The following is a 24888-nucleotide window of genomic DNA, read 5'->3' as shown; positions in this document are numbered from 1 at the left end:
AGGACCAGAAAACCGTTTCTGTCACCACGCCGCCCCGTCCCTACCTGGCGCCTTCCATGCCCATTCTAAAGTTTAGCGTCAAATATGCTTATGCGATAACTGCAATTATCGAGTGTGGGCTCTAATGTGCAGCGGCAAGAGGAAACCAATTGCTGACTTTGGTTTCTCTCCGTGGCATTGGCCCGACGTGATCCGAACGGAAAGCCTGCGCGTGGACGATGGCCTGCTCCTGCTCGGGCGGCTTGATGGCCGACTGCAAAGCAGCTCGTGCGCGGACATCTTTCTTGCGCGCTCCCGCTTGGAAGGCGCTGCCGCACTGGCCGGTCTTGCAGGAGTGCCGATCGTGGTGCGCGATCTGCAGGAATGGATCGCAGGCCGCACACCCCCTCCCCGCGCTTCCGAAGGCCTCAACGATCCGATCTCGGTTGCGGCCATCTTTCACCTGGCGCTCAGTGCCGGCGACGACCTCAAAGATCCGCTCGCGCGGGCCACGCTCAACGTGCTGCGCACTGTTCTCGATGATCGCACCGAGGCCGAGGCTTATGGGGCCGAGGACCTTGCGCACTTCGGGACGATGTGGCGCCAGCTACGAACTGCGGCAGATGCCTCCTTTCCTTCCGGTGACCTGCTGGCCGTCGCCGACCGCATCTTCGAACTGTTCGCGCTGACCGAACCAACAACGCCAAGCGGCTTCGATGTTGTGAGCATCGATGGTCGCGCTCTCAACCTGCCTCCCCCCGAACGCGACCGAACCTGGCTGATCGCCGCCGCCGTACCGCGGATGCTGTATCGCGCGGGCTTCACGACAAAGGTGATCCCCGCCCTCGTCCTGATGCCAAAGTTCCTGCCCTCCTCGCCGATAGATCTGTTGCCGACGTTGGTGCAGGCGATCCGTCGGACGGCGCAGGCCGGTTTGCGCGATCTGGATTCGATCGAGCGCGCCGCATCGCGCATCAAGACAGACCTCGCGGTCACAAAGCGGAGCAAGGCCCCTCTCCTCGCCCGCCTGCAGCTTTGCTATCCCGGCCTCCAACCAAATGCTGTTTCACGCCTGCTTGGTATTACCCCGCAAGGCGCTCGGAAGCTGCTCGCCTCCCTGCCACAACCCTCACGCCCAATGCTGATCTAACAAGACGCGAATGGCTTCCTCGGCATCCTGGCGCGATGCCCCGCCCTTGCTGAGCAGCGTCAACCGAATGCCTTTGCGGTCGACACCGTCGATCCGCAGCACTGGTTTCCCCCCGGCCGAGGAAACTGTTTCCGGCTTTCCTGACTTCTTGGGGGATCCTGACCGCTTGGGGGGGTCTACCGCCAGAGCGAGTGCCTTGATGACGTCGAGGACCGACATAGGTTCGCTGCTAGTTGCCTGCTCGGCAGCAAGCCGGTCTGCTTCCTTGTACGCCCTTGACCTGCGGTCCTCTGGCTTCAGGAGCGCCTTGAGCGCTATCGCATTGCGAATGCCGAGCTGCTGCGGGTTGGCGAACGCCCGAGTCAACTCCACTGGCAGACGGGCCAGATCGAGATAACGCGTGAGCCAGCTTTCCGAGACCTTGAGCCTCTCGGCCATCGTTTTCTGCCGACCATCGTAGTAAGCGTCGAGCGCGCGCAGATAGTCCCTCGCCCGCTCCAAGTCGGTGAGATCGTCGCGCGCCCTGTTTTCGATGTCGGCGAGCCTGAAGGCTTCCTCATCACCGATCTCCCGAACGTCGACAAGAAATTTGAAATCCGGATAATTGTGCGCCCTGAGCCAGCTTATCGACCAATGCCGCCGCGCACCGCAGATCACCTCAAAGTCGAAGTCCGGGTCGCCCGGCACTCGGCGGACGATCGCGGGTATCTCCTGACGTCCCTGCGCCTTGATGCTCTCGATCAGATCGGCGCAGCGCTCCTCGGTGAGCAACGCGTAGTCGCGATTGTGCCCGGCCCACATCCGACACCGCGCTGGATCGACAAGCTCATGCGTGCGATTGACGATGGCTCCGGAAGCAAGATCTGCCAACCGGTTCGATCGGCCCGTCAGCACATTGGAAGCGAGGCCCGAACGGCGTGGCGGAGAAGCTTCCTCGGACAGGTCGATTCCCGCCGCGAGATCGGCTGCAAAGCCGGTGTTTTTCCTGCTCATGCGAGCCTCCCTCTAGCGAATTGCACGTGTGCAATAGTCTTTCGTCCTCGCGGAATTGCACGCGTGCAATTTCGGCCTCTCATGCCAGTGCGGCCTTGCGCAGCGCAGGTTGGTGGCTCGGCCACATCGACCGGATATCTACCTCTATCTCCGCATTCACGCCGTCCAGATAGCCTAGGCAACGATTGCGCACAGCCGAGCTCGTCGCGGGGCCGTCGAGCTCGTAAACAGTCATCAGCCGGGCCGTTGCATTGTCGATTTCGGCCGAATCCTTGAGCGGCGTGCGCACCATCGCATGGCCGAACAGCGTCCGCATGAGATGCAGCAGTTCCTTCTGCATCGACTTGTTCTCGTCGACCTTTGAGGCGACGAAGCGAAGAAACCGGAGTTCAGGGGCGAGCCCACGCTCCGCGAGCTGCTCGATCGTTTCATCCAGCATCGAGAGAAAGGCCGCTGTCGAGGAGAAATCCATCACCGTAGGCGGCACCGGAACCACCAGAGCGTTGGCGGCTCTCAGCACAGACAGCGAAATGGCGCCGAGCGCGGGCGGCGGATCCATCACAATCACATCGAACCTGTCCGAGATACTCTCGATGCCCTCCTTCAATCGGTCCAGGAGACCGTCGCTCCCGCGAGCCATGCGCGCCGCAAGCTCATATTCCGAATTGAACAGCCTAAGGTTTGCAGGAATGAGCTCAAGCCCATCGAAATGGGTCTTGCGCAGCGCGTAATCGAGTGACGAGCGCTCCCCTTCCCGCAGGTAGGGGTAGAGCGTATCGTCCTCGGTCAGATCGAGGTCGGGAACGTAGCCGAACAGGGTCGTCGCGGAGGCCTGGCTATCACAGTCAACCAAAGCGACACGATAGCCGCGGATCGCAAGATATTGAGCGAGATGAACCGCGACAGTGGACTTCCCCACCCCACCCTTGAAATTCTGGACCGCGACGACACAACACGGATCAGTCGGCGCCCGGTAAGGCCGTGTTCCGAACACGCCGCGCATATCGTTCAGCTGAGCGAGCGTGTAGCGCTCGCGACGATTGGTGTCGGTCCTTAATGGCTCCGGCAGGCGACCATCCTTCTCCGCGTCGCGAACGGCCGCTGGTGTTCGCCCGACGAGGTCCGCCGCCTTGCTGATCGTGAAGGTCGGCTCACGGCGGTCATCGGCTCTTGCGCTTCGCGCCGAGTCCCGCAGCTTCTCGAGCACCGAGGACGTTCGATTGGCAAGCGCGGCAACCGAGACAATGCGCTCGGCTTCCTCAATCTCAAGTCCGTTCGCCACATGCCCACCTTTCGCAATTGAGCATGGGCTACACCCACTTGCGCTTTTCGGTCAAGATTGCGCGGACTTTCGAAAGTTCGGCCGCGCTTCTACACCCCATCAGGTCAGGAAGGCGGCTATCCTGACTGAGTGGGGGCACCCCCCAAATTGCACGCGTGCAATTCGCGTTTCTATGGGCGTCCCCGGCGATTTACCCAGCCCTCGCAAAACCCTTTCCAGGATGCGATCATCTTGGAGCCCCGGAGCTTCTCAAGCCGCGCGCCCATATGCTCGCGATAGGCGTCGGCGATCAAATTGATGTCCCAGCCACCGCCGTGCGCTCGGCCTATCGCTAAGAGTTCATCCTCCCCGAAGTGAAGCGACCCCCTCGGGAATGTCTTGTCCTCTGGTTTGCTCGACGGCAATGCCTTGGCCAACGCGGTGAGCGCGGCCTGTCCTACCGTCACGGCCTCCACAGTGCCTTCCCGACGAGCTTTCCTCCCCGACGCGTGACGGTCGAGCTCATTTACCGTTTCGATGACGGCAGGGGGGCCCTTCGGCTCAAACCGAAACTCAAGCTCGGTGACCGTCCGACCTTGACGTGTTTCCCGCCACTCGACCCTGAAGTGGGCTAGCTGGTCAATTTCCGCCTTAGCCTTTTCGAGAACCTTCCGTCGCAGCTGGGCAAAGTCGGTGTACACCTCAGGTGGTATTCCCAGCGCCGCGCGCAGAGCCTGCATGTCACCCTTCCAGGTTGCTTGCCGGCGATGCAGACGTAGGGCGCCTAGCTCGTAGAGCTTGAGCGCGTAACTCGACCGGAAGCCGAGGACAGCCTGGCGGTTGAGGACCGCGTAAGTCTCTGATGCCTGGATCAGCTTCCGGGCGTCGGGCGTGAACTCCCACTCGATCCACCCCGCCTCGCCACCATCTTCCTCACTCTCTTCTCGAGAACGTGAGATCAGGGAGAACCGCAGCGTCGCCTTCTTCCCTCGCCACGACTTATCGTCCACAGCGAAGAGAGTGCGGTGAAGCTCCTCCAGCATGTCGCTGATTCGCTCATTGCCCTTGTGACCCCGACGAATGTCGGCCTTGCGCATTCGATGCGGCCGATCCTCCCAAGCATCGCCGCCCGCTGTAAGGATCATCAGCGCCAACAGCCGCGATGCGGTCAAGCTAAGCGACTCGCCCTTGATGAACTTGACCTCGATGATGCTGCCGGGTTTGGCGAACTCATCGCCGCCTTTCGCCTTCAGTGCTGCGGCAACTCTCATCGAGCGGCCAGGGGAGACTCCCTCTGCCGCATCCTCTATTGCCTCGTTTACTTGGCCAGCGTCGTTATCCATGCCATTGTTACGATCGAGTGGGAATCGGGGGAGGGTCGTTGCTGCCTGACCTGACCTCACTCGTCAAGTCAGGTCAGGATGGGCGTGGTGCACGATCCCCCACGCGGTCAGGAACGATTCTGTGCCCTGCCATCTAAAAGCACGCAAACTCGCTGAGTCGCACATTAGCTGACTGCCCCACCCCAACATCTGCCATTTCTCGCGAATTTCCTTTTAGGAGGCTCAGTTTTGACTGCTACGATTCGTCCGATGATGCATGCCCCCAAGCGGTCAGGACGACCCCGCGAGGTCAGGTAGCCTCCCCCAACGGGACAGGCTCCAGCCCCCATCGGGTCAGCCAAACACCCCCGGGGAGTCAGGATAAGAGGGCTTAAGCCCTTGCTATTGTAGGTCTTTTGCCGCCCTGAATCTGAATCTCTTGAATCACGAATCCTTCCGCTGCGAGCAGCGGCGTTTTCAAAGATGATTCTTTGGGAAAGCTCACTCGAGTCGCATCCGTGAACAACTGCCACGACGCTGAGGAGGGGAGAGGGGTCCAGGCTGGCGAGCAGGAGATGCAGCTATGCCGCTTACAGCCAAGAGACCAACGCAGGAACTAGTCAACATGGTCGGGGCCCTCGGCGGCACCTGGACAGGCTATATCGCGATGTGCCGCTGCCCGGCGCACGACGATAGCGATCCAAGCCTGTCGATCCGGCAAGGTGATCGAGGGATCCTCGTTACCTGCTTTGCCGGATGCTCGCGCGAAGACGTCCTGAGGGAACTCCGCCGGGTCCGACCGAGTCGTCACTATCTGGCGCCCGACTCAACCAATATGCAGCGTGCGGCCAATATCGAGCGGCTCTGGGATCAGGCTGGCGATGTTCGAGGCACCTTGGCTGAGCGCTATCTCGCTCGCCGCCACCTCCTTCCGCCGCCGCGCGACGTCCGCTTCCATCCACGGTGCCCGTACATGCCGAAGCCCAAAACGGTTTTCGAGCCGGCGCTGCTCATAGCCGTTCGAGAATCTCGACGGCTGGTCGCTATCCAGCGAATTTTCCTCGACGTCGTGACCGCCGAATATAAGCGCAAAGTAATGCTCGGCACGCCAGGGAGCGGATCGTGGCGGGGCGGGGAGGGGAGCACCATCCTCGCGATTGCCGAGGGCTTCGAAACGGCAGAAGCCTTCGCTCGTCTAAACGCCATCCCCTGCTGGGCCTCACTTGGCGCCCGACGTCTCGATCAACTCATCATCCCATCCGCAGTCGATACGCTGCTTATCGCCGAGGACAATGACCCTGAAGGCCGGCGCGCGGCAGATAAAGCCGAAAATTATTATGGGCGGCCGGGTCTAACCATCCGCCGAGCGCCACCCCCGGCAAAATTCAAGGACTGGGCGAAAGCCCTCGACGCCGCCGCTCAGCAGGTCACCGTCTAGGCGCTCGGCACCGGAAAAGGGGAGGGGGATCGAGAGCGTGATGCTGCCGAGGGTGCAGTCACGCAGGAGATCCCAACATGTCCGACCTTTTCACCGCGGTCGATCACGCCGACCATCGCGCAGCGCACCTGCTCGTACCCCATCTCACGTCGGGCCTGGTGATCACGCGGCGAATGCTCAACGACGTGATGTGGAAGGCTTATGGTGGTTCGGATGCCGATGGACGCTGGTCGCAGCGCACCAGCTTCGAAGTGCTCGAGCACGCGCTTGCCCTGCATCAACGGTCCAGCCCCATAAGTCTGACCAGCCCAGATGACATTCGCGCCCTGATCGCTTTGTCAGACCGGCTTCCCACCCAAACGGTTCGCAGCGAGGAGCAGCTCGACTGGCAGCAGTTTTCGACGCCCGTCGACATCGCAGCCGTCGCTGTCCTGCTCGCCAGCGTTCAGCCGGAGGACGTGGTCTTGGAACCCAGCGCCGGCAACGGCCTCTTGGTCGCGCAAATCGGACCGCATGCGGCACTCCAACTCAACGAACTTGATCCTATCCGTCGCGCGCGCTTGGCTGACATCTTCCCGGATGCCGCCATTACCGGTCACGATGGAGCGACGATCAACTCGACTCTGGCGAATGAAGATCGACCTTCGCTAATCCTGATGAACCCGCCATTCTCCCGGTCGCTCGGCCGCGGCGCGGATGTTTACGCGGCGGTGCGCCATCTGCAGGCGGCGCTTCGGCGGCTTCAGACAGGCGGTCGCCTCGTGACAATCATGCCTGATTGGTTCAGCCCGAGCGCGAGAATGCGCGATCTCTACGAGACGGTGCTGCGGGACGTCACTGTCCACACCGCCATCCGTCTGGAAAAATGCTATCTAAAGCACGGGACCTCGATCGCGGTTCGCCTCTTCGTGATCGACAAGGTTCCGGGCAAGGCGCCACCCGCCTTTATCCAGCGCTCTTCGGTCGACGAGCTGCTGGACGTTCTCGCCGTTCCCGAAAGATCGAAGGTCCAGGCCGATCTGGCGTCTCCGGTGCCCAAGCGGTCGAGCGGCATTTCGATGTTCCGCGCGGTCAAGAGCAGTCGTCCCGCACCGCGTGCCTACCACGCGCCCGTCCGTAACGATGTCCTCCCCGTCGAGTACCAGAAGCTCGACACGCCTGCGCCGCTCCTCGACCAGACCGGGGTCTACCTTCCGTACCGGCCAAGTCGGATCGTCTTCGCCACTGCCGGCGAGCACCCGACGCCACTCGTCGAATCGGTGGCGATGGGATCGATCCCGGCCCCCGTTCCGCATTACCGTCCGGCGCTGCCCGAGCGAACCGTCGCCGAGCGTCTTCTGTCCGCGTCCCAGCTCGAAACCATCGTATATGCGGGTCATGCCTGGACGCAGACCATTCCAGGACGCTTTAAGCCCGACAAGGAAGGTGTCGGCCTCACGCTCGTCGAGGACGGAGATGCCTATCGCAAAGGCTTTTTCCTCGGCGACGGCACCGGCGCCGGCAAGGGCCGCCAGATCGCCGCCTGCATCCTCGACAACTGGTTCCAGGGCCGTCGACGCAACATCTGGGTGACCAAGAACGCACCGCTTCTCGAAGATGCACGCCGCGACTGGACCGCGCTCGGCGGGTTAAGCGGCGACATCCAGCCCATCTCCAACTGGAAGATCGACGAGCCGATCAATCTCGACCAAGGCGTCCTCCTTGTCACCTACCCGACGCTGCGCTCGATGCGGAGCGACCACAGCCGGCTCAAGCAGATCGTCGATTGGGCTGGCGCCGGCTTCGAGGGCGTGATCGCATTCGACGAGGCACACGAGATGGGTGGCGTCGCGGGCGGGGAGGGGGCTCTCGGTGCCAAGGATGGATCCCAGCAGGGCATCTGTGGCGTCCTTCTCCAGAACCAGCTGCCCGGCGCGCGCGTGCTCTACGCCTCGGCGACCGGGGCGTCCGACGTCAACAATCTCGCATACGCGGTTCGACTGGGCCTATGGGGGCCTGAGACTGCCTTCGCCGATCGCGAGCAGTTCATCAGCAGCATCCGCAAGGGCGGCATTGCGGCGATGGAGCTGGTCGCGCGCGACCTCAAGGCCACCGGCTTGTACATGGCACGGGCGCTGAGTTTCGCTGGCGTCGAGTACGACATCCTGCGCCACGAGCTGACTCCCGCACAGGTGGAGATCTATGACACCTACGCCGACGCCTGGTCTATCATACACCAGAACATGGAGCGCGCACTCGAGCTCACCGGCATTGTCGACGGGCTGGAGAACACCACGCTGAACAGCGGCGCCAAGGCGTCGGCCCGCTCACGTTTCGAGTCCACCAAGCAGCGCTTCTTCGGCCAGGTCCTCCTGTCGATGAAGCTACCGACCGTGATCGCCGCAGTCCGCGACCATTTGGCAAACGGCCAGTCCGTGGTGCTGCAGCTCGTGACGACAGCGGAGTCGATCCTCGATCGTCGACTTGACGCGCTGAGCCCCGACGAGCGGGCTGAACTCGAGATCGATCTCTCCCCCCGCGAATACGTCATCGACTATCTCGAGCGCGCCTTCCCGACGCGGCAGATGCGGGTGCTCACCGATGATACGGGTACACAGCGCTCGACCCCCATGGAGGACGACGCCGGCAACCCGGTCTACAATCCCGAGGCCCAGGCGGCGCGGGCGCAGCTAATCGAACAACTGTGCGCTCTTCCGCCCATCACCTCCGCGCTCGACGGCCTCCTCGAGCAGTTCGGCCACGACAACGTTGCCGAGGTGACCGGGCGCACCAAGAGGCTCGTTTTGACCGGCGATGGTCGTCAGAAGCTCGAGACCCGCTCCACGCGGACCAGTCAGGCTGAAGCGGCCGCCTTCATGCAGGGCCGCAAGCGCGTCCTGATCTTCTCGGATGCCGGCGGCACGGGGCGATCATACCATGCGTCCCGCGACGTCGTGAACCAGGAGCAGCGGGTCCACCTGCTGCTTGAGCCCGGCTGGCGCGCCGATCGCGCAATCCAGGGTCTCGGCCGCACGCACCGAACACATCAAGCGAGCACGCCGCTGTTCCGCCCCGTCACCACCGATTGCAAGGGTGAACTCCGCTTCACCAGCACCATTGCCCGCCGGCTCGACAGCCTTGGTGCGCTCACGCGAGGGCAACGCCAGACCGGCGGGCAGAACCTGTTCGATCCAGCCGACAATCTTGAAAGCGAATATGCCTGTGCCGCACTCGTCAGCTGGTTCCACCTGCTCGTCGCCGGCAAGCTGACCAGTGTTTCCCATGCGGATTTCGAGCGGCGCACCGGTTTGGAGCTTTGCGACAAGGACGGCGTGATGAGGGACGAGATGCCGCCGATCCAGCGCTGGCTCAACCGCATCCTGGCGCTGCCGATCGCGCTTCAGAACAAAATTTTCGACGAGTTCCTCTCGCTTGTCGAAACGCGGGTCTCGGCGGCCCGCGAAGCCGGCCGCCTGGATGTCGGAGTAGAAACTATCCTGGTCGATACGGCGACGCTCATCGACGACACGGTGCTGCGCACCGATCCGGTCAGCGGCGCGACCTCGCATCTCCTTACGATCGAGATCGCCCACCGCAGGACGCCGGTCTCCCTCACCCGGATTCTGCACATCGCCGACAGCGATGCGACGGCGACCTTCCTGATCAACGCCAAGTCCGGGATGGTCGCGCTGCAGACCCGCGCCCGCTCGCTGATGGAGGAGAAGGAGGGAACTCCGATTCCGCGGTTCGAACTTATGCGTCCCACACGCCGCGAATATGTGCGGGAGCAGGAGCTGTTCGAAAGCGCCTGGACGCCGATCGAGCGCGACGTTTTCTCGGCCAAGTGGCTCGAAGAGTCAGAAGCGGCGGCGAACAAGGTCGACACCGAAACAATCAGACTCGCGACCGGGTTGCTGCTCCCGATCTGGTCGGCGCTGCCGAGCGATCATCTGGTGGTCAATCGGATCGCCGACAAAGCTGGTAACAGCTGGCTTGGACGTCTCGTCTTCGACGAGCATGTCGTGCAGCTCTTTACCAAACTCGGCATCGACCGCGCTGAGAACATGCCGGTCACCGATATCGTCAAGTCTGCGGCGGCTGGCCGCAGCGTCGATCTGACGCGGCCCTTCCCGATGACGATCAAGCGCTCGCTGGTGAACGGCTCGCCGCGGATCGAGCTTGTCGGCGCCCCGGCCCAGCAGCTCGCTTGGCTCAAGTCTGTAGGGTGCTTCACTGAAGTTATTCAATATCGAACCCGCGTCTTCCTCCCCGCGTCCTCGGCGAGCGAGACACTCCATCGGGTTCTGGGCGAAGCGGCGTAAGCACCTGCATAGCCACGGACCGCCAGCTTCGTGCGCTTTGTCGCGGCGCCACCACAAAGCGCGCTTGAATGGTCGCGCAAGCCTGCACCAGTAAGGAACCATGGACATCACAACCGGAAATACGGAGGCGATCCTTCGCTTCCACCGCTTCCACGAGCGGCTGAACCGATCGCTGAAAATGCAGGCGATTGGGCTCGGCTTTCTTGCCGACGAGCTCGAAGTGGGCGTCAGTGTTGCTGCGATCAAGCAGCGCGTGGACGCCCGCGCCGATCTCTGGGGAGGGATGCCGGACTGGAACAACGTGGGCGACGATCTCGCCCTCGCGGTCCGAGACCTCGGCCAGGCTGGCGTGTCACGCGCCTTCTCGGCGTTCGACCTGTTCCTGGAGCAGATCGACGCCGAGCTTACGAGCTGGCGCGACTTCTCCGGAACGGGTCAAGGCGTTGGGAGCGAGGCCGAGTCTTCCGATGGAGACCGCGTTGAGGACAAGGTCGACCGCTTCTACGCGCGGCTCGGCGCGAGCCGGACCCGCATCTCCGATGTCTGGGCGGTTTCCTGTGAGGACCGTTGTCCGAAGACCATCCTCACGATGCTGAGCCCAACAGACAACGAGCATGCACGCGACTGGCGCCGCCGGTGTGCGGAGACCCTTGCACGGCGCGCGCGCAAGATCGCGGACGGCGACCAGATCAGGCTGGCGGTGCCGCTCAGCTTCACCGACGGCCATGTCGGCCACGAGTTCATCGTCGAGAAGCGCGGCCGGAGGCTCAGCTTCCGGGCACCTGATTCGCACGGTCGCTACCGCATCACCCGGTTCATGGAACTGGATTGGCAGATTGTTCCGGTGACGAAGGTCCACAAGACGATCTTTGCCTGAGCGCGCTGGCCACTATCATGCCCTCCGAAGAGGATCTGTTATGTTTGCCTTGAGCCCTGGCTTCTCGCCGAAGCGACTCCTCCTATGCAGCCGGGAAAACGCCAACCGTGTTGCCTCGCGCCTGTTCGACGAACGGCCGGGCCGCGTCAGCATCGTGCGGACAGCGAACCCGCTTCAGCCTTTCCGCGTCTGCACGACGACCGTTGCGGGCGACCATGTCGAAGTGGAGATGGTTTCCTGATGCGCCGCATCGTGCTCCTTGCACTCGCGGCGGTCTCCTGCGCCGTCCCCAGCGCGCCGGCCGCCACCCAGCGCTTCGACGCCAAAGCACGGGCGCTCGACGGCGATACGGTCGCGGTCGACTTTCGGCTGCTCGGCGTCGACGCATTCGAGCGGCGCCAGCTCTGCCGGAAGACATCGGGCTGCTGGCAATGCGGCAAGGCTGCGCAGGACTACGCGGCACGAGCGCTACGCGCGACCTCCGCCACCATCCATCTAACCGCTACCAGCTCTTACGGGCGGCCGGTGGCGAGCGTCACGGTCGATGGTCGCGACCTCGGCGAGCAGATTATCCGCGCCGGATTCGCCGTGCCCGAGGCCCAGTATCTACGCCACGATCCCGGCCGCGCGACACGCTATCGAACGGCGTTCGCACAAGCGCGCGCACGGCGGGCGGGCGCTTTCGCCGGCACGTGGATCGAGCCGTCGCGCTGGCGACACGGCGAGCGCCTAGCCTGCGAGCGATGAACTCAGGCCGACAGCGCCGGGTCGGCCCACCAGGACGGACCTTGCTCGAACCCGCCATCCATCGTCACCAACGGTCCGTCGGGCGCGTCGGCGACATAAGGGTTGGTCAGCGGCATCAGCGAGGCCTTGAGACGCTTCTGCTCACCGGCCACGCGTCCGCGTCGCTCAAGCAGATCTTCCAGCCATTCGAGATCGTCGAGCATGCCTACGACGCCGCGACCTGCGAGGCAGAAATACAGGCAGCGCTGAAAATCGTCCGCGCCGTCGTTGGCGAGGATCGCAGCGAGCTTGAGCTTGCCCGCCGGCACGCCTTCATGAATCCAGCGCACCGCCTCGCGCAGCTCGCGGGTCGAGTAATAAGCGTCCTCGACATGCATCCCGATCGCGGCGTTCGCGATCATGCGCCGGGTCGGCCGGTTCTCGGTATCGAGCGCTGCGTCTCGCAACGTGATGTCGACATCGAAGCGGTTGCGGAAAAGCGTGGTTGGCATTGACAATCTCCTGCGCCAGCAGAACGTACCGTGAACAGTCGCGCCCGTCAATCCGTTGAACGGGACGTGATCAGGCGGCCCGGCGGAAGGTAAGATTGTAGCGGAGCTCTCCCGTCAGCGGATGTGCGGCGCAGACGAGCGTGTCGACGCCATGATAAGTGAGGCGCGCCGGCCCACCCCAGACCACCACGTCGCCGTGATGGAGCCTGAACCGGCGGACGCGGTCGCCGCGCATTTGCCCGCCCCACAGGAACATCGCATCGACGCCGAGCGACACCGACACGATCGGCTGGTTGAGATTGCGCTCGTCCCGGTCCTGGTGAAGCGACAGCTTCGAGCCCGGCTCGTAGCGGTTGACGAGGCACGCCTCGGGCTCGAACCGGTCAAATCCCGCCGCCGCCGCAGCGTCGCTCGCCAGCTGGCGGAAGAGCGCCGGCATCGCCGGCCAGGCAAGGCCGCTCAACGGGTCGGTGTCGCCGTAGCGATAGCCGCGCCGGTCCGAGATCCAGCCGAGCCTCCCGGCATTGGTCATGGCCACGGACATGCGTCTACCCCCGGGCGTCTCCAAGTGGCGGAACGGCGCAGCGATCGCGATCGCCGCTACCGAATCGAGCAGTGCCTGATCGAACTTTAGCGCGAACCCCGCGAGCAGCGTCGCGCCGGAATCGAGCTGCAGATCGCGTCGGTCGAAGGCCAACAAATCACGCATCGTGCGACACGGTACCGAGCCGTCGCTCCCGCGGTCAATCAGATCCCGGAACGTGCTACCAGGTCAGCTTACGACCAGATTACGCCGTTGGCCGATCGAGCGTCTAACCGCAGGTTCTGCCGGAAGCTGCCGCGGGTTTGTGATAAAGACTTCTGGCGGCAACGCGCCTCAGCAGAGGTCCTGGTCGCTAGTCCCGCAGCATTCTAAAAACTGTTATGCAGCTCTGACGACCCTTGTGCGGTGGGCAGTAGACGCCGCCACCTTACACGTAAACGAGGAGGTAGCCTTTGGTTGACGACGCAGCGGGCCACACATCCAAAGAGACCGGCGAATATGGGCCGGCCCGCTACTCGTGTTGCACGTAGAAAAGCTCAACCAGATCAAGGATGAGATCGGACGGATCGTCGCCGCGCTCTTTGATCGCGATCATCTCGATCAAGTCGGCCGTCGTGATGAACAGAATGACCTTCTTGTCCTCGCTATAAATCGTGTTCCGCTTGATATGGGCTTGTCGCTCCGGTGCCTTGTTCGTGCACAGCACCGCCAACCGACCCATCGGCTTTGACAGGTAATTACGTGTCTGATTAACCTCATCTTTTCCGATTTCGCTGGCGTCGTAGTTCTTGAACTCGAAGAGAATCATCCTCGCATCGAGCTCTTTATAGAGGTGGGCCCAGTTGCTGCCGCCGTCGTGACATCGGTTCGGAAAAATGGCGTCGCGCCGGTCGATGCCTGAATAGCTTCTTGGTTGTATGATAGGCTTGGCGAGTGGCGGTACGAATAAGTAGCTGAGCGCTTCCGTGCACGCGTTTTCGAACTCGCTCCAGCCGCCGTGCCCTGCTTTGCAGGCGCGAAGCCGGGCTCGAATATCATTCGCGATGCTCATTTGAATCGCGGACCGAAATATTTGCGGAGAAGCTCCGGCTGCGCGAGGAGGAGACGTTTTAGCTCTACGCCTTCGACTAGGCGGATAGGTGCCACGGCGACGACCTGCCTGGCGGCCGACGTGACTTGGCTACTCGTCACGAGAGATATGCGGGTATTTTGGTCGCGCGCCACCATCGCCAAATGGGCAAACTCGGTCATAACGGCTACGCTCAACCGGCCCGCGCTGTAGTGCTTGACTTCGATCAGCCATTCCTCGGACATATTCCCGCCGAAGGGGTCAGAGCGTTCGAAGTTCAACCGGAAATCGAACTGGCGGCCTTGGAATGAAGCTTCGCGCTGGGGCTCGTGGCCCAAGCCAGCGAGCAAATCGGCAACGAGGTCTTCGAAACGATGAGGCGACAAGGTCGAGAAATCGATTTCGATCGTTGGCGCGAGCGTCTCAACGAGCTTCTCCAGGGCCGCTCGCGGGTCTGAGCGAAAATCAAGGTGGAGGAGATCGCGCATCTCCTGCGGGACCTCCACGTCGTCGAGCAGGATAGGGATGATCGGAATTGAGCGATCGCTCAATCCTCGAACGAAATCACGCTGCATTACTTCGTCGTGAAAGTGGGCTGAGTTTATTGATGCAGCCGATATAAGCGCAATAAAATAGTCACTGGCCCGAAGCTTTCGATCGACTACATCCTGCCACTGGTCTCCCGGTCGAAGGTCCGCATCGAGCCAGACCGCCAAGCCCGCATCCTGAAGTCGCAACGCAAGCAATTGCGCAGTAGGGCGATCTTGAGCGGCGTAACTAATGAACACCGACTTGCCGCCGTTCGCCGTTGCGTCCCCCGTCATCCCATTACTCCGAGAATCATTCGCGTCTGCCTAGCTTCTCATTTTGTCGATAGCCACTGCACGCGATGGTAAACTCCAGATGGCGTTGACGATTCGGTCCGTGACCGCTGTCACGCGATAATCCCGCCACCACGTGAAGCGCCTCGCCGGGTGACCGGGCTGCGCAGATCTTCGGGACGGGCAGCAGGCGGCTCAGTGGCAGTATTCCAGCCGACGAACTGCTGGTGACGCCGCCGGCCTATGTCTTCTTTGGGCTCTTTCGGGGAAGCGCAAGCCGCTACAATCGCAATTGTTGCCTTAAGGCTTGCGGGAAGTGGCGGGGCAGCACCAAATATGCGGTGCAATGGAAAACCCCTACGAAACTGCCAAAGCGTTCGCACTTGATTTCGGGCGGGCGGAATATGCGCTCAAGCGCTCCGAATACCTTCGAAAGAGCAAGGACGTCGCCGAGGCAGACTGGGACTCATTCGCCGGCGATCTCGGCGCGGACTTTTTCGCGCATATAGTCGAGAAGGAGATCGCCAAGACACTCATTGGCGATCCACCGCGTCGACTGATGGCAGACATGATTTGGTCACCAGAGAAAACCTCGCCGCTCACCAACGTGCACGAGTTGATAGTTCAAGGCGTATGTCGCGTGCGGAATAGCTTTCTTCACGGAGAAAAATTCACAGGCGGACCAGAGGGGCAGTGGGATCGCGACCTTACGCTGGTCAAAGAGGCGCACGCCGTGCTGACGGAAGCGATGGCCTTCGGGCACCTCCCGCACGATTGAGCAAGGGTTACGGCGAATGCGCTTCACAAAATCCGAGGGGCTGACAGAGTCCGAAGCGCTTCTTGCCTCGCTATGCGAGCAATCGTTCTTTGCGCTGTGGACATACCCAAATCTGTTCAAGAAGGCCGCAAAGGAAATGATCGACCTCATGGTCGTCTTTCGCAACGACGTCCTCCTCTTTTCGGACAAGAGCTGCGCCTATCCAGAAACGGATAATCCCGAGCTGGACTGGAAGCGTTGGTATTCGCGTGCCGTCGCAAAATCTGCCCATCAGGTGCAACAGGCCGAACGTTGGCTTCGAAGTCAGCCGACCCGCATATTTCTCGACGCTAAGGCAACGGAACCGTTGCCCATCGACCTGCCGCCTCCTGACACTCTCAAAATTCATCGTATTTGCGTCGCGACAGGTGCAGCGGGACATTGCCGCCGCGTAACCGGTCAGCCGATGCTCGGATTGGATTTTACCGCCACAGACGATGAGGCGCCGCTCCGCATCGGAACCGTGCCCGAAGCACACGGCTTCCTCCACGTCTTCGATGCAGATTCACTCGCCTTGGTGATGCGAGAGCTCGATACCATCAGCGACTTTGTGGAATATCTCGATGCAAAAGCCGATCTTGTGGCGGGAGGCAAATTCAAGGGGGCGCCGACGGAAGCGGACTTGCTTGCCTATTATCTCCATCATGGCCGCACATTCCCCGACGCCCAGCAGGAATTCGTGCTTCAATCAAATCTTTGGCGACAGGTGGAAGCGCAGCAGCCGTTTCAGCAAGGCCGCGAACTCAACCGCCGCCATCGCCTGTGGGACCGGCTGATCGATCGCGTGACCCGGCTCTATCTTGCCGAGGAACTCCAGTTCGGCAACGAAACGACAATGTCAGACCATGAGCGCCTCGTTCGGGTCATGGCAAGCGAAAGCCGGTTCTACAGACGCATCCTGTCACAGGCGATCGAGGATCGCGCCGAGCGAGCGCGCGGTGGCTGGATCGGGTCCATTCTTCCATCGCAGGATCTGAATGTCCTCTATGTACTGCTGATGGGGCCTGGCGCGCGCCGCGACCAATATGAGGAGTACCGAACGCAACGGTCGCAGGAACTTGTTCTTCGTTGCTACGCCGCGAAGGCTGCTCGCCCGCAAGCACGCTTCATTGTCGGCATCGGCCTAGATGCCCCCGGCGGCGAGGGATCGTCGGAAGATCTGGTTTATCTCGATACCCTTGATTGGACCGCGGAGGAGGCTCAAAAAGCCGAGGATATTCGCCGCGACCTTGGTTATTTCGTCGAAGGCAAGATGCAGGAGCAGCTGTTGGACGTCGAGGAGTATCCAGGTTCGTCTTGATGACAGGGTAATGCCCCGATCCGGTTGCCAGCAGCATGGACGTGCGCGCGAACCTGTTCTAATCTTGTTCCCATGGCGAGCGCTTCTGCCCCGACCGATTCCGACGATGATTCCCAGGGCATCCTGCCATCCCAGTTCCTGCGGGAGAGGCGGCCGGAAATCTATTCCGACACCGCTGGTCGGACGGACTATGAGCTCGACAGAGCGGTCTTCGATCATCACCTTGAGACCCTGACCCGGCGTAACCAGACTCACGATTTCGAGATTTTTTGCAGAAAACTCTGCGAGCGCGCGATCTGTCCCAACCTTAGAGCGCAAACCGGGCCAGATGGCGGCGGCGACAGCAAGGCCGATGGCGAGAGCTTTCCCGTCGCCGAGGAACTCAGCGATATCTTCTTCGAGGGCGAAGCCAATTCGGGCCGCGAACGCTGGGGCTTTGCATTCAGCGCGAAGGGGGAATGGAAGCGAAAGATTCGCAAGGATGTCGACGGGCTAATAAAGACCGGTCGTAGCTATGACCGCATCATTTGCGTGACGAGCCAGTATATCAAATCGAAGGAACGCGCGGCGCTCGAAGACGAGCTTTCACAAAGCACCGGCGTTCCGATCACGATCCACGACCGCACCTGGGTCATCGACCAGGTTCTCGACCATGAGCGCAAGGACCTTGCCTATAATTATCTCGGGGTCGGCAAGGAAATCACCGACGAGAGCAAGCTTGGCCCGACCGACTACTCCCGCCTGCAGCAACTTGACGAAATCGAACGAGACCTGGCTCGTGCGGCGTCCGGGCCGGGGATCGGCCGCGATCATATTCTTGACGCCCTCGTCGCGGCAAAGCTGTCGCGTGGGATGGAAAAGCCCAGGGTCGAGACTGACGGGCGATTCGATCGTGCGATCCGTCTCGCGGACAAGCATGGCAACCTCCATCAGAGGGTAGAAGCTCGGTACGAGCGCATCTGGACGGCGGTCTGGTGGTACGACGATTTCGCCTTTTTCGACGATGAGTTTGACGCAATCGAAGCGCTCGCCAGCGAAGCCTCGCACGCGCGAACGCTCGGATTTCTCGTCAACCTGGGCCAACTTCTGTTCACCGCGGTCCTCCACGGACACGCGGGCCGGGACGCCATTCAGCTCGACAAGCGCATCGCTAGGATCGCCGAGCTGCTGACGCCTATGAGCGAGGACGGCGAGCGGCCAAACAACCAGCTCGAGGCCGACGCAGCACTGCTACACATCGAGATGAACTGGGCGGCGATGAGCAGGGATGCCGGTGCGCTGACCGCCATTTGGCGTGGCTACGCCGACATTATTGATCGAGCCAGAGGGCTCGGCGAGTTCGATGCGGAGCGTGTCGCAAATTTGATAGAGGCCGCGGAGGCGGTGGCCGGCGACGATCCCGCTTACGCGGAATTGATCGACAAACTCGCGGATTTCGTGGCGGAGCGTGAAGGTGAGTCGCAAGGGGCCTTACTCCTGCTGCGCCGCGCGAAGAAGCTTGAGCTGACCAGGCATTTTGAGATGATCAGGCTGCTCTCGAAGGCCGTCCTGCACCTCACCAAGAAGGAACATAGCCACAGTCTCGAAGATGCACTCTCCCATTTGGCGGTCGCGTATCGCAGTGCGGGACTGTCCTGGGCAGCACGAGCGACCTGCAGGACCGGGCGACCGGCGCGGTCGTCGCCTTGGTCGAGATCGACGATTACTCCCACAACGCTACGACCGACGGCAAGCGCGATGCGATGACGTCCCGCGCTGGCTACACGACGATCCGGATCGCGGGAAAGACCAGGCCGACGCTAACCCATGTCCGTGAGGCGCTCGCGCCCCTCCTAGCTCTCGCAGAGCGATCGCGAGACGGCCACGATTTGCCCCTGCGACCTTCGAACCGAGGGGGCGATCATGGGGCTCGATGATCGCGAGTATATGCGCGAGCGGCGGCGTGCAGAAAGCAAGGCTGCGCGGCTGGGGAGTGCATCGTGGATCGACGCCAAAGGACGTCTTGAAGACCATGAACTCTGGTTTGACGCCAGAAACATCGGCCACGACTATCGCAAGCGCCGGTACCGGCGCGCTCTGGGCGTCGGTCCGCATCCCTGGCAGAAATGGACCTTCCTTCTCTCGGCGATCTTGATCCTTGTGCCGATGTATGGAGCGGCAAAGCGCGAGGGGTGGATACCGGATTTCGCTGCAGCGTCACCTTTTCCCGAGACGGGCTCGGTCACCGCCGCGACCTCGTTGAAAGCGGAAGCCCTCAGGAGCAGCCTGACCATCGCTGCTGGGGCCGCGAACGCTGTCGTCCAGTTTTTCGATCCGCTGACCGATCGGCATATCTTCTCGATTTATGTGGCGAAGCACGAGAGGGTGACGGCGCCCGCGCCGATCGGCACCTTCCGAATGCGGCTGATCGAAGGCCAGAGGTGGCACGGCACGTCGCGCTTTTTCGGGCCGAACACATCCTACGAAACGGCGGCAGAGCTGCTGACCTTCGAGCCGTCGGCGGGCCACGTCATCGATCTGAACCGGAGGCCGGATGGAAATCTTAAAACGAGGATGATGCTGTCGGGCCCCAAAAGGTTATAAGCTCAACAGAAGTGCCATTTGTGACACTTTACCCATTCGCTCTAGGTAAAGTGTCATTGATGACAAGACCCTGCTGCGTTGGTGCTGATCAGGGTTGGAAGGCGTGATAGCAGTGGAGTTCCCGCCTCTTCGAGACTCGTCCCTGCATGCCGCACCACATCTTCTACTCCTGGCAAAGTGATACGGAAAACCGTGTCGGGAGAGGGCTGGTCCAGTGGGCACTCGATCGCGCGATCCGGGCGATCAACGCCGACGCCGATGTCGACCCGGCCGATCGCGAGCTCCAAGCGGACCGCGACACGCTGGACGTGCCCGGTATGCCGCCGCTTGCCGACACCATCTTCGACAAGATCGACCGGGCCGCGGCCTTCCTCTCCGATCTGACGCACGTTGCCACCCGCGCCAATGCCGAGCGGTCGCCCAACCCGAACGTCCTCCTCGAGCACGGCTATGCGCTGCAGTCGCGCGGCTGGCGCAGCCTCATCGGCGTGATGAACACCGCTATGGGCCACCCCGACGAGCATCCTCTGCCTTTCGACCTGCGGCATTATCGCCGGCCCATCCTCTATCACTGCCCACCTGACGCCGGCGACGAGGAGCGGCAGGCGGCGCGCGCAGGCCTGCAGCGCGCGCTAGAAGAGGCGCTTCGCGGGATCCTCGCCGACGAGGTGCTACGCGCGGCACGCGTCCCGCCGCCGCCGGCCGAGCCGCACCCTCATGATGTCGCGCTCCTGCAGCGCTACCGGGCACAGCTGCCCGAGCAGCTGCGCCAGTTCCTGCGCGAGCACAGCTTCGGCACGCCTTATCGCCGCAAAATGCTCGACCCGCTGGACGAGATGGCGGTGGCTTGGGCGGGCGCCGAGTTCGACTTTGAGGACCCGGTCCTTCAGGAGGCCGGCAAGGCGCTCCGTGACTCCAACGCTTCGCTGATCCGGCTCATCGATGAGCGGATCTACGTCATGGACCGCAACCCCGAGATGGGCTGGCCCAAGACGGACGACGATGTGCGGCGCGGTATCCAGCCGGCGACGCTCGCCATCATTGAGGAGCTGAACGCGCGGGCGGAGACGCTGGTCAACGCGATCGACGCGTTCGAAAAGGCGGGTCGATCGCGAGTGCGGGTCGCTGCGGCGCCTGCGGTGCCACGCCCGGTTGACACGCGTTGGGAGGCTGCACGCGCGGCGCTACAGGAACTGGCGGCCGATCGCGCCCGCGGCGGGGTTCCGAAGATCGTGCAAGCGCCCAGCATGGTGCTGCGGCTCGTGCCACTTGCCGGTATGGAGAGGCCGCGGCTTGTTCCCAAGGCGGTGATCTGGGGCGCGCGCCGCTTTCCGCCGGATACCAACGTCAAGGTCGCCGAGGATTCTGATGAGCGGCAATGGTGGAGCTATGGCCTGCCGCTGATCCGGACCGACAACAATCCGGAGACGCGATGGCTCACCCGCCTCGTTCGACCTGGCATGATCGAGTTCGAGATAACGATCGGCGACCGGATCGACGATGATCCTCAAATCGTGGTCGATGGCTGCGCCCTTGAAGCGGCGATCGTCGAGCATTTTGAGCGGCTCGCCGGCATCCTTGCCACCATCGGCTTGCCCGGTCCCGGCATCGCCAGCGTCGGTTTGCGCGGGGTGGAGGACGTCGTGCTCCAGAGAGCGCGGCCTGGCGGGCGGAAGATTCGCCGCCCGGAGCTTGTCCTACCGCACCTCGAAACCGATGATCTCGGTGCGCCGTTCCAGCCGCGCCTGCGAGAGCAGTTCGACATCTTATGGCAGGCGGCGGGCTGGGCCGACGGCTCGCCGTCCTACGACTGAGACGCTGTCCCGTGCTCCTCAAGCCGCCACCGCCCGAAACTGGAGCCGAGGGCCTCTCCGCCTTCCGGTCAGCCGCCAAGCTGTACGAGGCATCGCTTCGTAACAGGACCTTCCGAGAGTTCTACCGCAAGGACCTCGCCAAATGGCAGAAGCTGTATGCGACGCTCGCGGCCAAGCGGCCGAGCGGCTCGCCAGCCGCGGCCCACTTCGCCGAGCTCTCGGCGCTCTGCGGCGCGCTCCTCGCTGAATATGGTCCGGAACCGCCGCCCAAGGTACGCGCGCGCAAAGCGAGCATTGCCGTCGCGCTCAGCTACCCTGACTTTCCCGACGAGATCAGCCACCGAATCCACTTCCTCGAAGGTCCGGGCATTCGGCGGCAGCGAGCGATCGAGCTCGCCGCCTATGCGCCGGCCGTCTCGCGACAGACTTCCGGTCGCGGCCGCGTCCTGCTTTCGATTGGCGTGCGCAAGGACCAGGTGCGCCTGTTCCACCGCCTCGTCGAGGCGATCGGTGAGCTCGCTTCGGGCGACTTCGCGGCCGCGGGCTTCGACATCGTCTATGCCATGCGTCCGGATGGCATAGCACCAGGCGAGAGCTGGACCGCCAATCCTCTTGATCCCGCGCTACCGATCGCGCGCATCTGGCAGGATAACGGCCACGCGATGGGCTACAGCCATAAGGCGTGGCTGCTGCGCACCCAGTGGCGTGGGCCAGACGGCGCTGGTCTGCCGGATGATTTACCCGACCCCGATGCAGGGGCTTGGGATCCTGATCCGCACTGGCAGCGTGTGCTGGACCTGACCGAGACCGATCAGCTGGACGACGCCTTGGCTCTTGTTGAAGCGGTGCCGGGCCACGCCCGCGAGCCGCTGTTCGACGAGGTCATCTATCTTCGCTTCCTCACCAAAACGCCGCTGCAGGCGCAGGACATTCGTGTGCTCGCTCGGAAGCATGCTGCGACCTCGTCGATCGCAGGCCGGCTGCTCGAGGAGTTTGAGCCCTTCCTAAACCATCTCGACGCGCAGTTCGCGCTCGACCCGCCCATCTTGGGCGAGATGACTGGACTGCAGACGGGGTTCGTGCCCCTCGCTGTCCCGCCGATGCCGCCCCCGTCCGATTGGGCGGCTTGCCGGAGGCACATCGCGCAGTTCATCAACCCGAGCAGCCCGCGCGGCAGGATCTTCTCGGCCTCTGTGCATTGTAGGGACACGGATTCACGGTAGGCATCGACGTCAGGGGTAGCGAACTATTTGCGCAGGTTCTCGATGCCAAGTTCGCGCCATATCCAAGTGAAGTCGTAGGTGGCCATCGGGTCGTTCGCGTCGAGTTGGCTGCTGCTGCGGTTTTCGAGATGCTTGAGCCACCCGGCTACTCGGTGCCGGCCTGCGGCAGTTTGAACGGCTGCGCGCGGGGTGATGTCGCCGAGCATGCCGACGGGTTCATCGAGCGTCGCGCGGTACTGACGGTCGAGCATGGCATGGATGAGCGGGGTTGCAACCTCTGGCGCAATGGCGGGTGCCGGTTCGGATGATGTCAGCCCCTCGGCCCGCGCCGCCATGGCCTGTTCGACCGTCTCAATCGTGGTCAGCGGCGAGCCGACCAACCCGGCGAGCGCATCGTTGATAAGCGCGGTGCCGCGTTTCGCTCGCTCGGCCGAGGTGACGGCGAGCATCAGGGCGCGGCCTTTCAATTCGACATTGCCGAGCACCGGGGTGCCGTCCGCCATCGTCACACCCCACGCCATGCGCCCGGTGCTTTTCGCTTTTCCGTTCGGTTTCTCGCCCAGCCAGTTCCAAAAGTGCGTGGTTTCCCGCTGAAGCGCAGGGACAGTATCAAGCCGCTCGCCGACCAGCGCCTGGGTCACGCCGCGTGCGAAGGGAAAGCGCACGCGGTGGAACATCACCTCCTCGCCATCAATGTTGTGCAGCGTGGGGATGGGCGCCGGTCCCATGGTCTTGGGAACGACATCGAACAGCCATGCCGTGCTGATGAGGGCCGGAAGTGCAGCCAGATCGTCGGCGTCTAGGTTCAACGCGGTGCGCGGGCTGCGCTTGCCCTTCGAGCGCCGTAGATCGGCGACGAGCGCCTCGGCCGCCTCCATCGTGAACGACAGCACGCCGCCCGACAGGAGGTGCTTGCCTCCGACCTGCACGACGCGGGCACCGATCCTGTCCCATTGCTTCAGCGTCTGCGAGGCGCTGCGCTCGGATACTCGAAGCGGCTCGCCGCCCCGGATCAGGTCGCGCACGAGGAAGCCGCTGCCGGGCTCGACCTCGCTGACCTCGTGGAGGCTCATCACTGACGATCGAAGGGCACGCAGGTAGATTTTGGTCGGGCCGCTCTCATTCCAGCCCCGGCGCCGAATATAGTCATCGACGATGTTCCGGTCGGGTTGGATGGTGCGCGTCAGCAGATCCTCGAACGCGCATCCCCACAACACGCCGGCCCAATGATCGCCGACGATGTCCGCCAGCTCGTCCGCTTCGAAGTCGAACTCCTCCATCGCCAGCCCGAGATGATCGCCGAGCGCCTCGCCCAGATGCTCGCCCCAGGCCGGCGAGGTGGCGAACTTCATGACGCCGGACAGATCGTGACCACGCTTCATGCCTGTTCCCTCTGCTGCTGACTGAATTGCTGGCGGTGCGCGGCGACGATGCGCGAGACGGTGGGTTCACTGACGCCGTAGAGCCGCGCCATCTCGGCACCGGACTTGCGGCCGGACGTGACGGACTCGGCGATTTCGCGGCGCTGCTTGTCGCCGAGCTTGGGCCGACGCCCGCCGATCCGTCCTTCTGCGCGAGCCTGGGCAAGGCCGGCGCTGGTACGCTCGCGGATCATGGCCCGCTCGAACTCGGCGAAGCTTCCCACCATCTGCATCATCATCCGCCCTGCCGCGGTGGTGGTGTCGATCGCCTCGGTCAGTGAGCGGAAGCCCGCGCCTGCCAGCTCGATCCGCTCCATGATGTGCAGCATATCCTTTAGGCTGCGCGACAGCCGGTCAAGCTTCCAGACGACGACGACGTCTCCGTCGCGCAACTGGCCGATCATCTCCAGAAGCTTGGGTCGGTCCCACCGCCCACCGCTGGCGGTCTCCTCGAACACCCGCTTGCAGCCGGCCGCATCGAGCGCGCGCCGCTGCGCGGCGTTCGACTGGTCGTCGCCCTTCGACACGCGGGCATAACCGATCAGATAGGGTTCGCGCGTCATCTGCGTCTCTTTCACAAACGGCCGTATCTGGAGGCGGAAACAGCATGCACCAATTTGTAGCTTTCAGCGGTAAATGTCACGAAGTGACATCACTGATTGTCGCCTCCTGCGGCCTGCTCCTTTGGGGAAGCACTGATAAAGCCAGCTTTCCCGCTCGGTCCGGCACGTTGCGCT

At 62.7% G+C, this 24888-nt stretch carries 21 protein-coding genes; 12 read left to right on the top strand and 9 right to left on the bottom strand.

What is annotated here, in order from left to right; all coding sequences use genetic code 11:
- The first annotated feature begins 211 nt into the window (after positions 1-211).
- Positions 212-1129 (top strand): hypothetical protein, encoded by a 918-nt coding sequence (locus ACP7A3_RS19080; RefSeq protein WP_426256932.1) that lies wholly within the window; start codon positions 212-214, stop codon positions 1127-1129.
- Here the strand turns inward: ACP7A3_RS19080 and ACP7A3_RS19075 are convergent.
- The 3 genes from ACP7A3_RS19075 to ACP7A3_RS19065 form a co-directional block, all read right to left on the bottom strand.
- On the bottom strand, positions 1109-2122 hold the full coding sequence (locus tag ACP7A3_RS19075) for a ParB/RepB/Spo0J family partition protein (RefSeq protein WP_426256931.1): 1014 nt from the start codon (positions 2120-2122) through the stop codon (positions 1109-1111). The genes ACP7A3_RS19080 and ACP7A3_RS19075 overlap by 21 nt on opposite strands.
- A 79-nt stretch (positions 2123-2201) precedes the next feature.
- Entirely contained in the window at positions 2202-3404 is a 1203-nt protein-coding gene (locus tag ACP7A3_RS19070) for an AAA family ATPase (RefSeq protein WP_426256930.1), read from the bottom strand.
- Positions 3405-3574: 170 nt separating this feature from the next.
- Entirely contained in the window at positions 3575-4654 is a 1080-nt protein-coding gene (locus ACP7A3_RS19065; protein WP_426256936.1) for a replication initiation protein, read from the bottom strand.
- Positions 4655-5288: 634 nt separating this feature from the next.
- Between ACP7A3_RS19065 and ACP7A3_RS19060 the strand changes: the two genes are divergently transcribed.
- The 5 genes from ACP7A3_RS19060 to ACP7A3_RS19040 all read left to right on the top strand — a co-directional run bounded on the left by ACP7A3_RS19060 (position 5289) and on the right by ACP7A3_RS19040 (position 12068).
- Positions 5289-6143 carry a DUF7146 domain-containing protein gene (locus ACP7A3_RS19060; RefSeq protein ID WP_426256929.1) on the top strand — a complete coding sequence of 285 codons (855 nt, stop codon included), beginning with the start codon at positions 5289-5291 and terminating at the stop codon, positions 6141-6143.
- A 77-nt stretch (positions 6144-6220) separates the two neighbouring features.
- On the top strand, positions 6221-10444 hold the full coding sequence (locus ACP7A3_RS19055) for a strawberry notch-like NTP hydrolase domain-containing protein (RefSeq protein ID WP_426256928.1): 4224 nt from the start codon (positions 6221-6223) through the stop codon (positions 10442-10444).
- A 100-nt stretch (positions 10445-10544) separates the two neighbouring features.
- Complete coding sequence (locus tag ACP7A3_RS19050; RefSeq protein ID WP_426256927.1) at positions 10545-11321, top strand: DUF6927 domain-containing protein; 777 nt, start codon at positions 10545-10547, stop codon at positions 11319-11321.
- Positions 11322-11361: 40 nt separating this feature from the next.
- Positions 11362-11562 carry a hypothetical protein gene (locus ACP7A3_RS19045; RefSeq protein WP_426256926.1) on the top strand — a complete coding sequence of 67 codons (201 nt, stop codon included), beginning with the start codon at positions 11362-11364 and terminating at the stop codon, positions 11560-11562.
- Positions 11562-12068 carry a thermonuclease family protein gene (locus tag ACP7A3_RS19040; RefSeq protein WP_426256925.1) on the top strand — a complete coding sequence of 169 codons (507 nt, stop codon included), beginning with the start codon at positions 11562-11564 and terminating at the stop codon, positions 12066-12068. Before ACP7A3_RS19045 ends, ACP7A3_RS19040 begins: the two co-directional genes overlap by 1 nt.
- A 2-nt stretch (positions 12069-12070) precedes the next feature.
- Here the strand turns inward: ACP7A3_RS19040 and ACP7A3_RS19035 are convergent, their stop codons facing one another.
- The 4 genes from ACP7A3_RS19035 to ACP7A3_RS19020 all read right to left on the bottom strand — a co-directional run bounded on the left by ACP7A3_RS19035 (position 12071) and on the right by ACP7A3_RS19020 (position 14996).
- On the bottom strand, positions 12071-12559 hold the full coding sequence (locus tag ACP7A3_RS19035; protein ID WP_426256924.1) for a hypothetical protein: 489 nt from the start codon (positions 12557-12559) through the stop codon (positions 12071-12073).
- A 70-nt stretch (positions 12560-12629) separates the two neighbouring features.
- Entirely contained in the window at positions 12630-13268 is a 639-nt protein-coding gene (alkB, locus tag ACP7A3_RS19030; protein ID WP_426256923.1) for a DNA oxidative demethylase AlkB, read from the bottom strand.
- A gap of 346 nt (positions 13269-13614) precedes the next feature.
- A complete protein-coding gene (locus ACP7A3_RS19025; RefSeq protein ID WP_426256922.1) occupies positions 13615-14154 on the bottom strand; it encodes a hypothetical protein in 540 nt (179 codons plus the stop codon).
- Positions 14151-14996: a TIR domain-containing protein gene (locus ACP7A3_RS19020; protein WP_426256921.1), complete on the bottom strand. Its 846-nt coding sequence runs from the start codon at positions 14994-14996 to the stop codon at positions 14151-14153. Before ACP7A3_RS19020 ends, ACP7A3_RS19025 begins: the two co-directional genes overlap by 4 nt.
- A gap of 343 nt (positions 14997-15339) precedes the next feature.
- On the opposite strand from ACP7A3_RS19020, the gene ACP7A3_RS19015 reads away from it, so the two are divergent.
- The 6 genes from ACP7A3_RS19015 (at position 15340) to ACP7A3_RS18990 (ending at position 22730) form a co-directional block, all read left to right on the top strand.
- On the top strand, positions 15340-15771 hold the full coding sequence (locus ACP7A3_RS19015) for a hypothetical protein (RefSeq protein ID WP_426256920.1): 432 nt from the start codon (positions 15340-15342) through the stop codon (positions 15769-15771).
- Between the two features lie 16 nt (positions 15772-15787).
- Positions 15788-17110, top strand: coding sequence for a hypothetical protein (locus ACP7A3_RS19010; RefSeq protein WP_426256919.1), 1323 nt, complete (start codon positions 15788-15790; stop codon positions 17108-17110).
- Positions 17111-17182: 72 nt separating this feature from the next.
- The gene (locus tag ACP7A3_RS19005; RefSeq protein ID WP_426256918.1) at positions 17183-18856 is read left to right on the top strand and encodes a hypothetical protein; all 1674 of its coding nucleotides are present in this window, start codon (positions 17183-17185) and stop codon (positions 18854-18856) included.
- 156 nt (positions 18857-19012) lie between these two features.
- Positions 19013-19693, top strand: a complete 681-nt coding sequence (locus ACP7A3_RS19000) for a hypothetical protein (RefSeq protein WP_426256917.1) — start codon at positions 19013-19015, stop codon at positions 19691-19693.
- A 146-nt stretch (positions 19694-19839) separates the two neighbouring features.
- Complete coding sequence (locus ACP7A3_RS18995) at positions 19840-21507, top strand: hypothetical protein (RefSeq protein ID WP_426256916.1); 1668 nt, start codon at positions 19840-19842, stop codon at positions 21505-21507.
- A gap of 11 nt (positions 21508-21518) precedes the next feature.
- Positions 21519-22730 (top strand): hypothetical protein, encoded by a 1212-nt coding sequence (locus tag ACP7A3_RS18990; protein WP_426256915.1) that lies wholly within the window; start codon positions 21519-21521, stop codon positions 22728-22730.
- A 23-nt stretch (positions 22731-22753) separates the two neighbouring features.
- On the opposite strand, the gene ACP7A3_RS18985 is transcribed toward ACP7A3_RS18990, so the two are convergent.
- Together ACP7A3_RS18985 and ACP7A3_RS18980 are read right to left on the bottom strand one after the other, a co-directional pair.
- Positions 22754-24112 (bottom strand): hypothetical protein, encoded by a 1359-nt coding sequence (locus ACP7A3_RS18985; RefSeq protein WP_007015766.1) that lies wholly within the window; start codon positions 24110-24112, stop codon positions 22754-22756.
- Positions 24109-24714, bottom strand: a complete 606-nt coding sequence (locus ACP7A3_RS18980; RefSeq protein WP_026109404.1) for a recombinase family protein — start codon at positions 24712-24714, stop codon at positions 24109-24111. Before ACP7A3_RS18980 ends, ACP7A3_RS18985 begins: the two co-directional genes overlap by 4 nt.
- Positions 24715-24888: the final 174 nt, after the last annotated feature.

The sequence above is a fragment of the Sphingomonas sp. DC5200-1 genome (genome assembly GCF_049897245.1).
Lineage (GTDB): Bacteria > Pseudomonadota > Alphaproteobacteria > Sphingomonadales > Sphingomonadaceae > Sphingomonas > Sphingomonas aquatilis.
The sequence above is the reverse complement of the archived record's forward strand: the minus strand, read 5'-3'. Positions and strand labels throughout refer to the sequence as shown.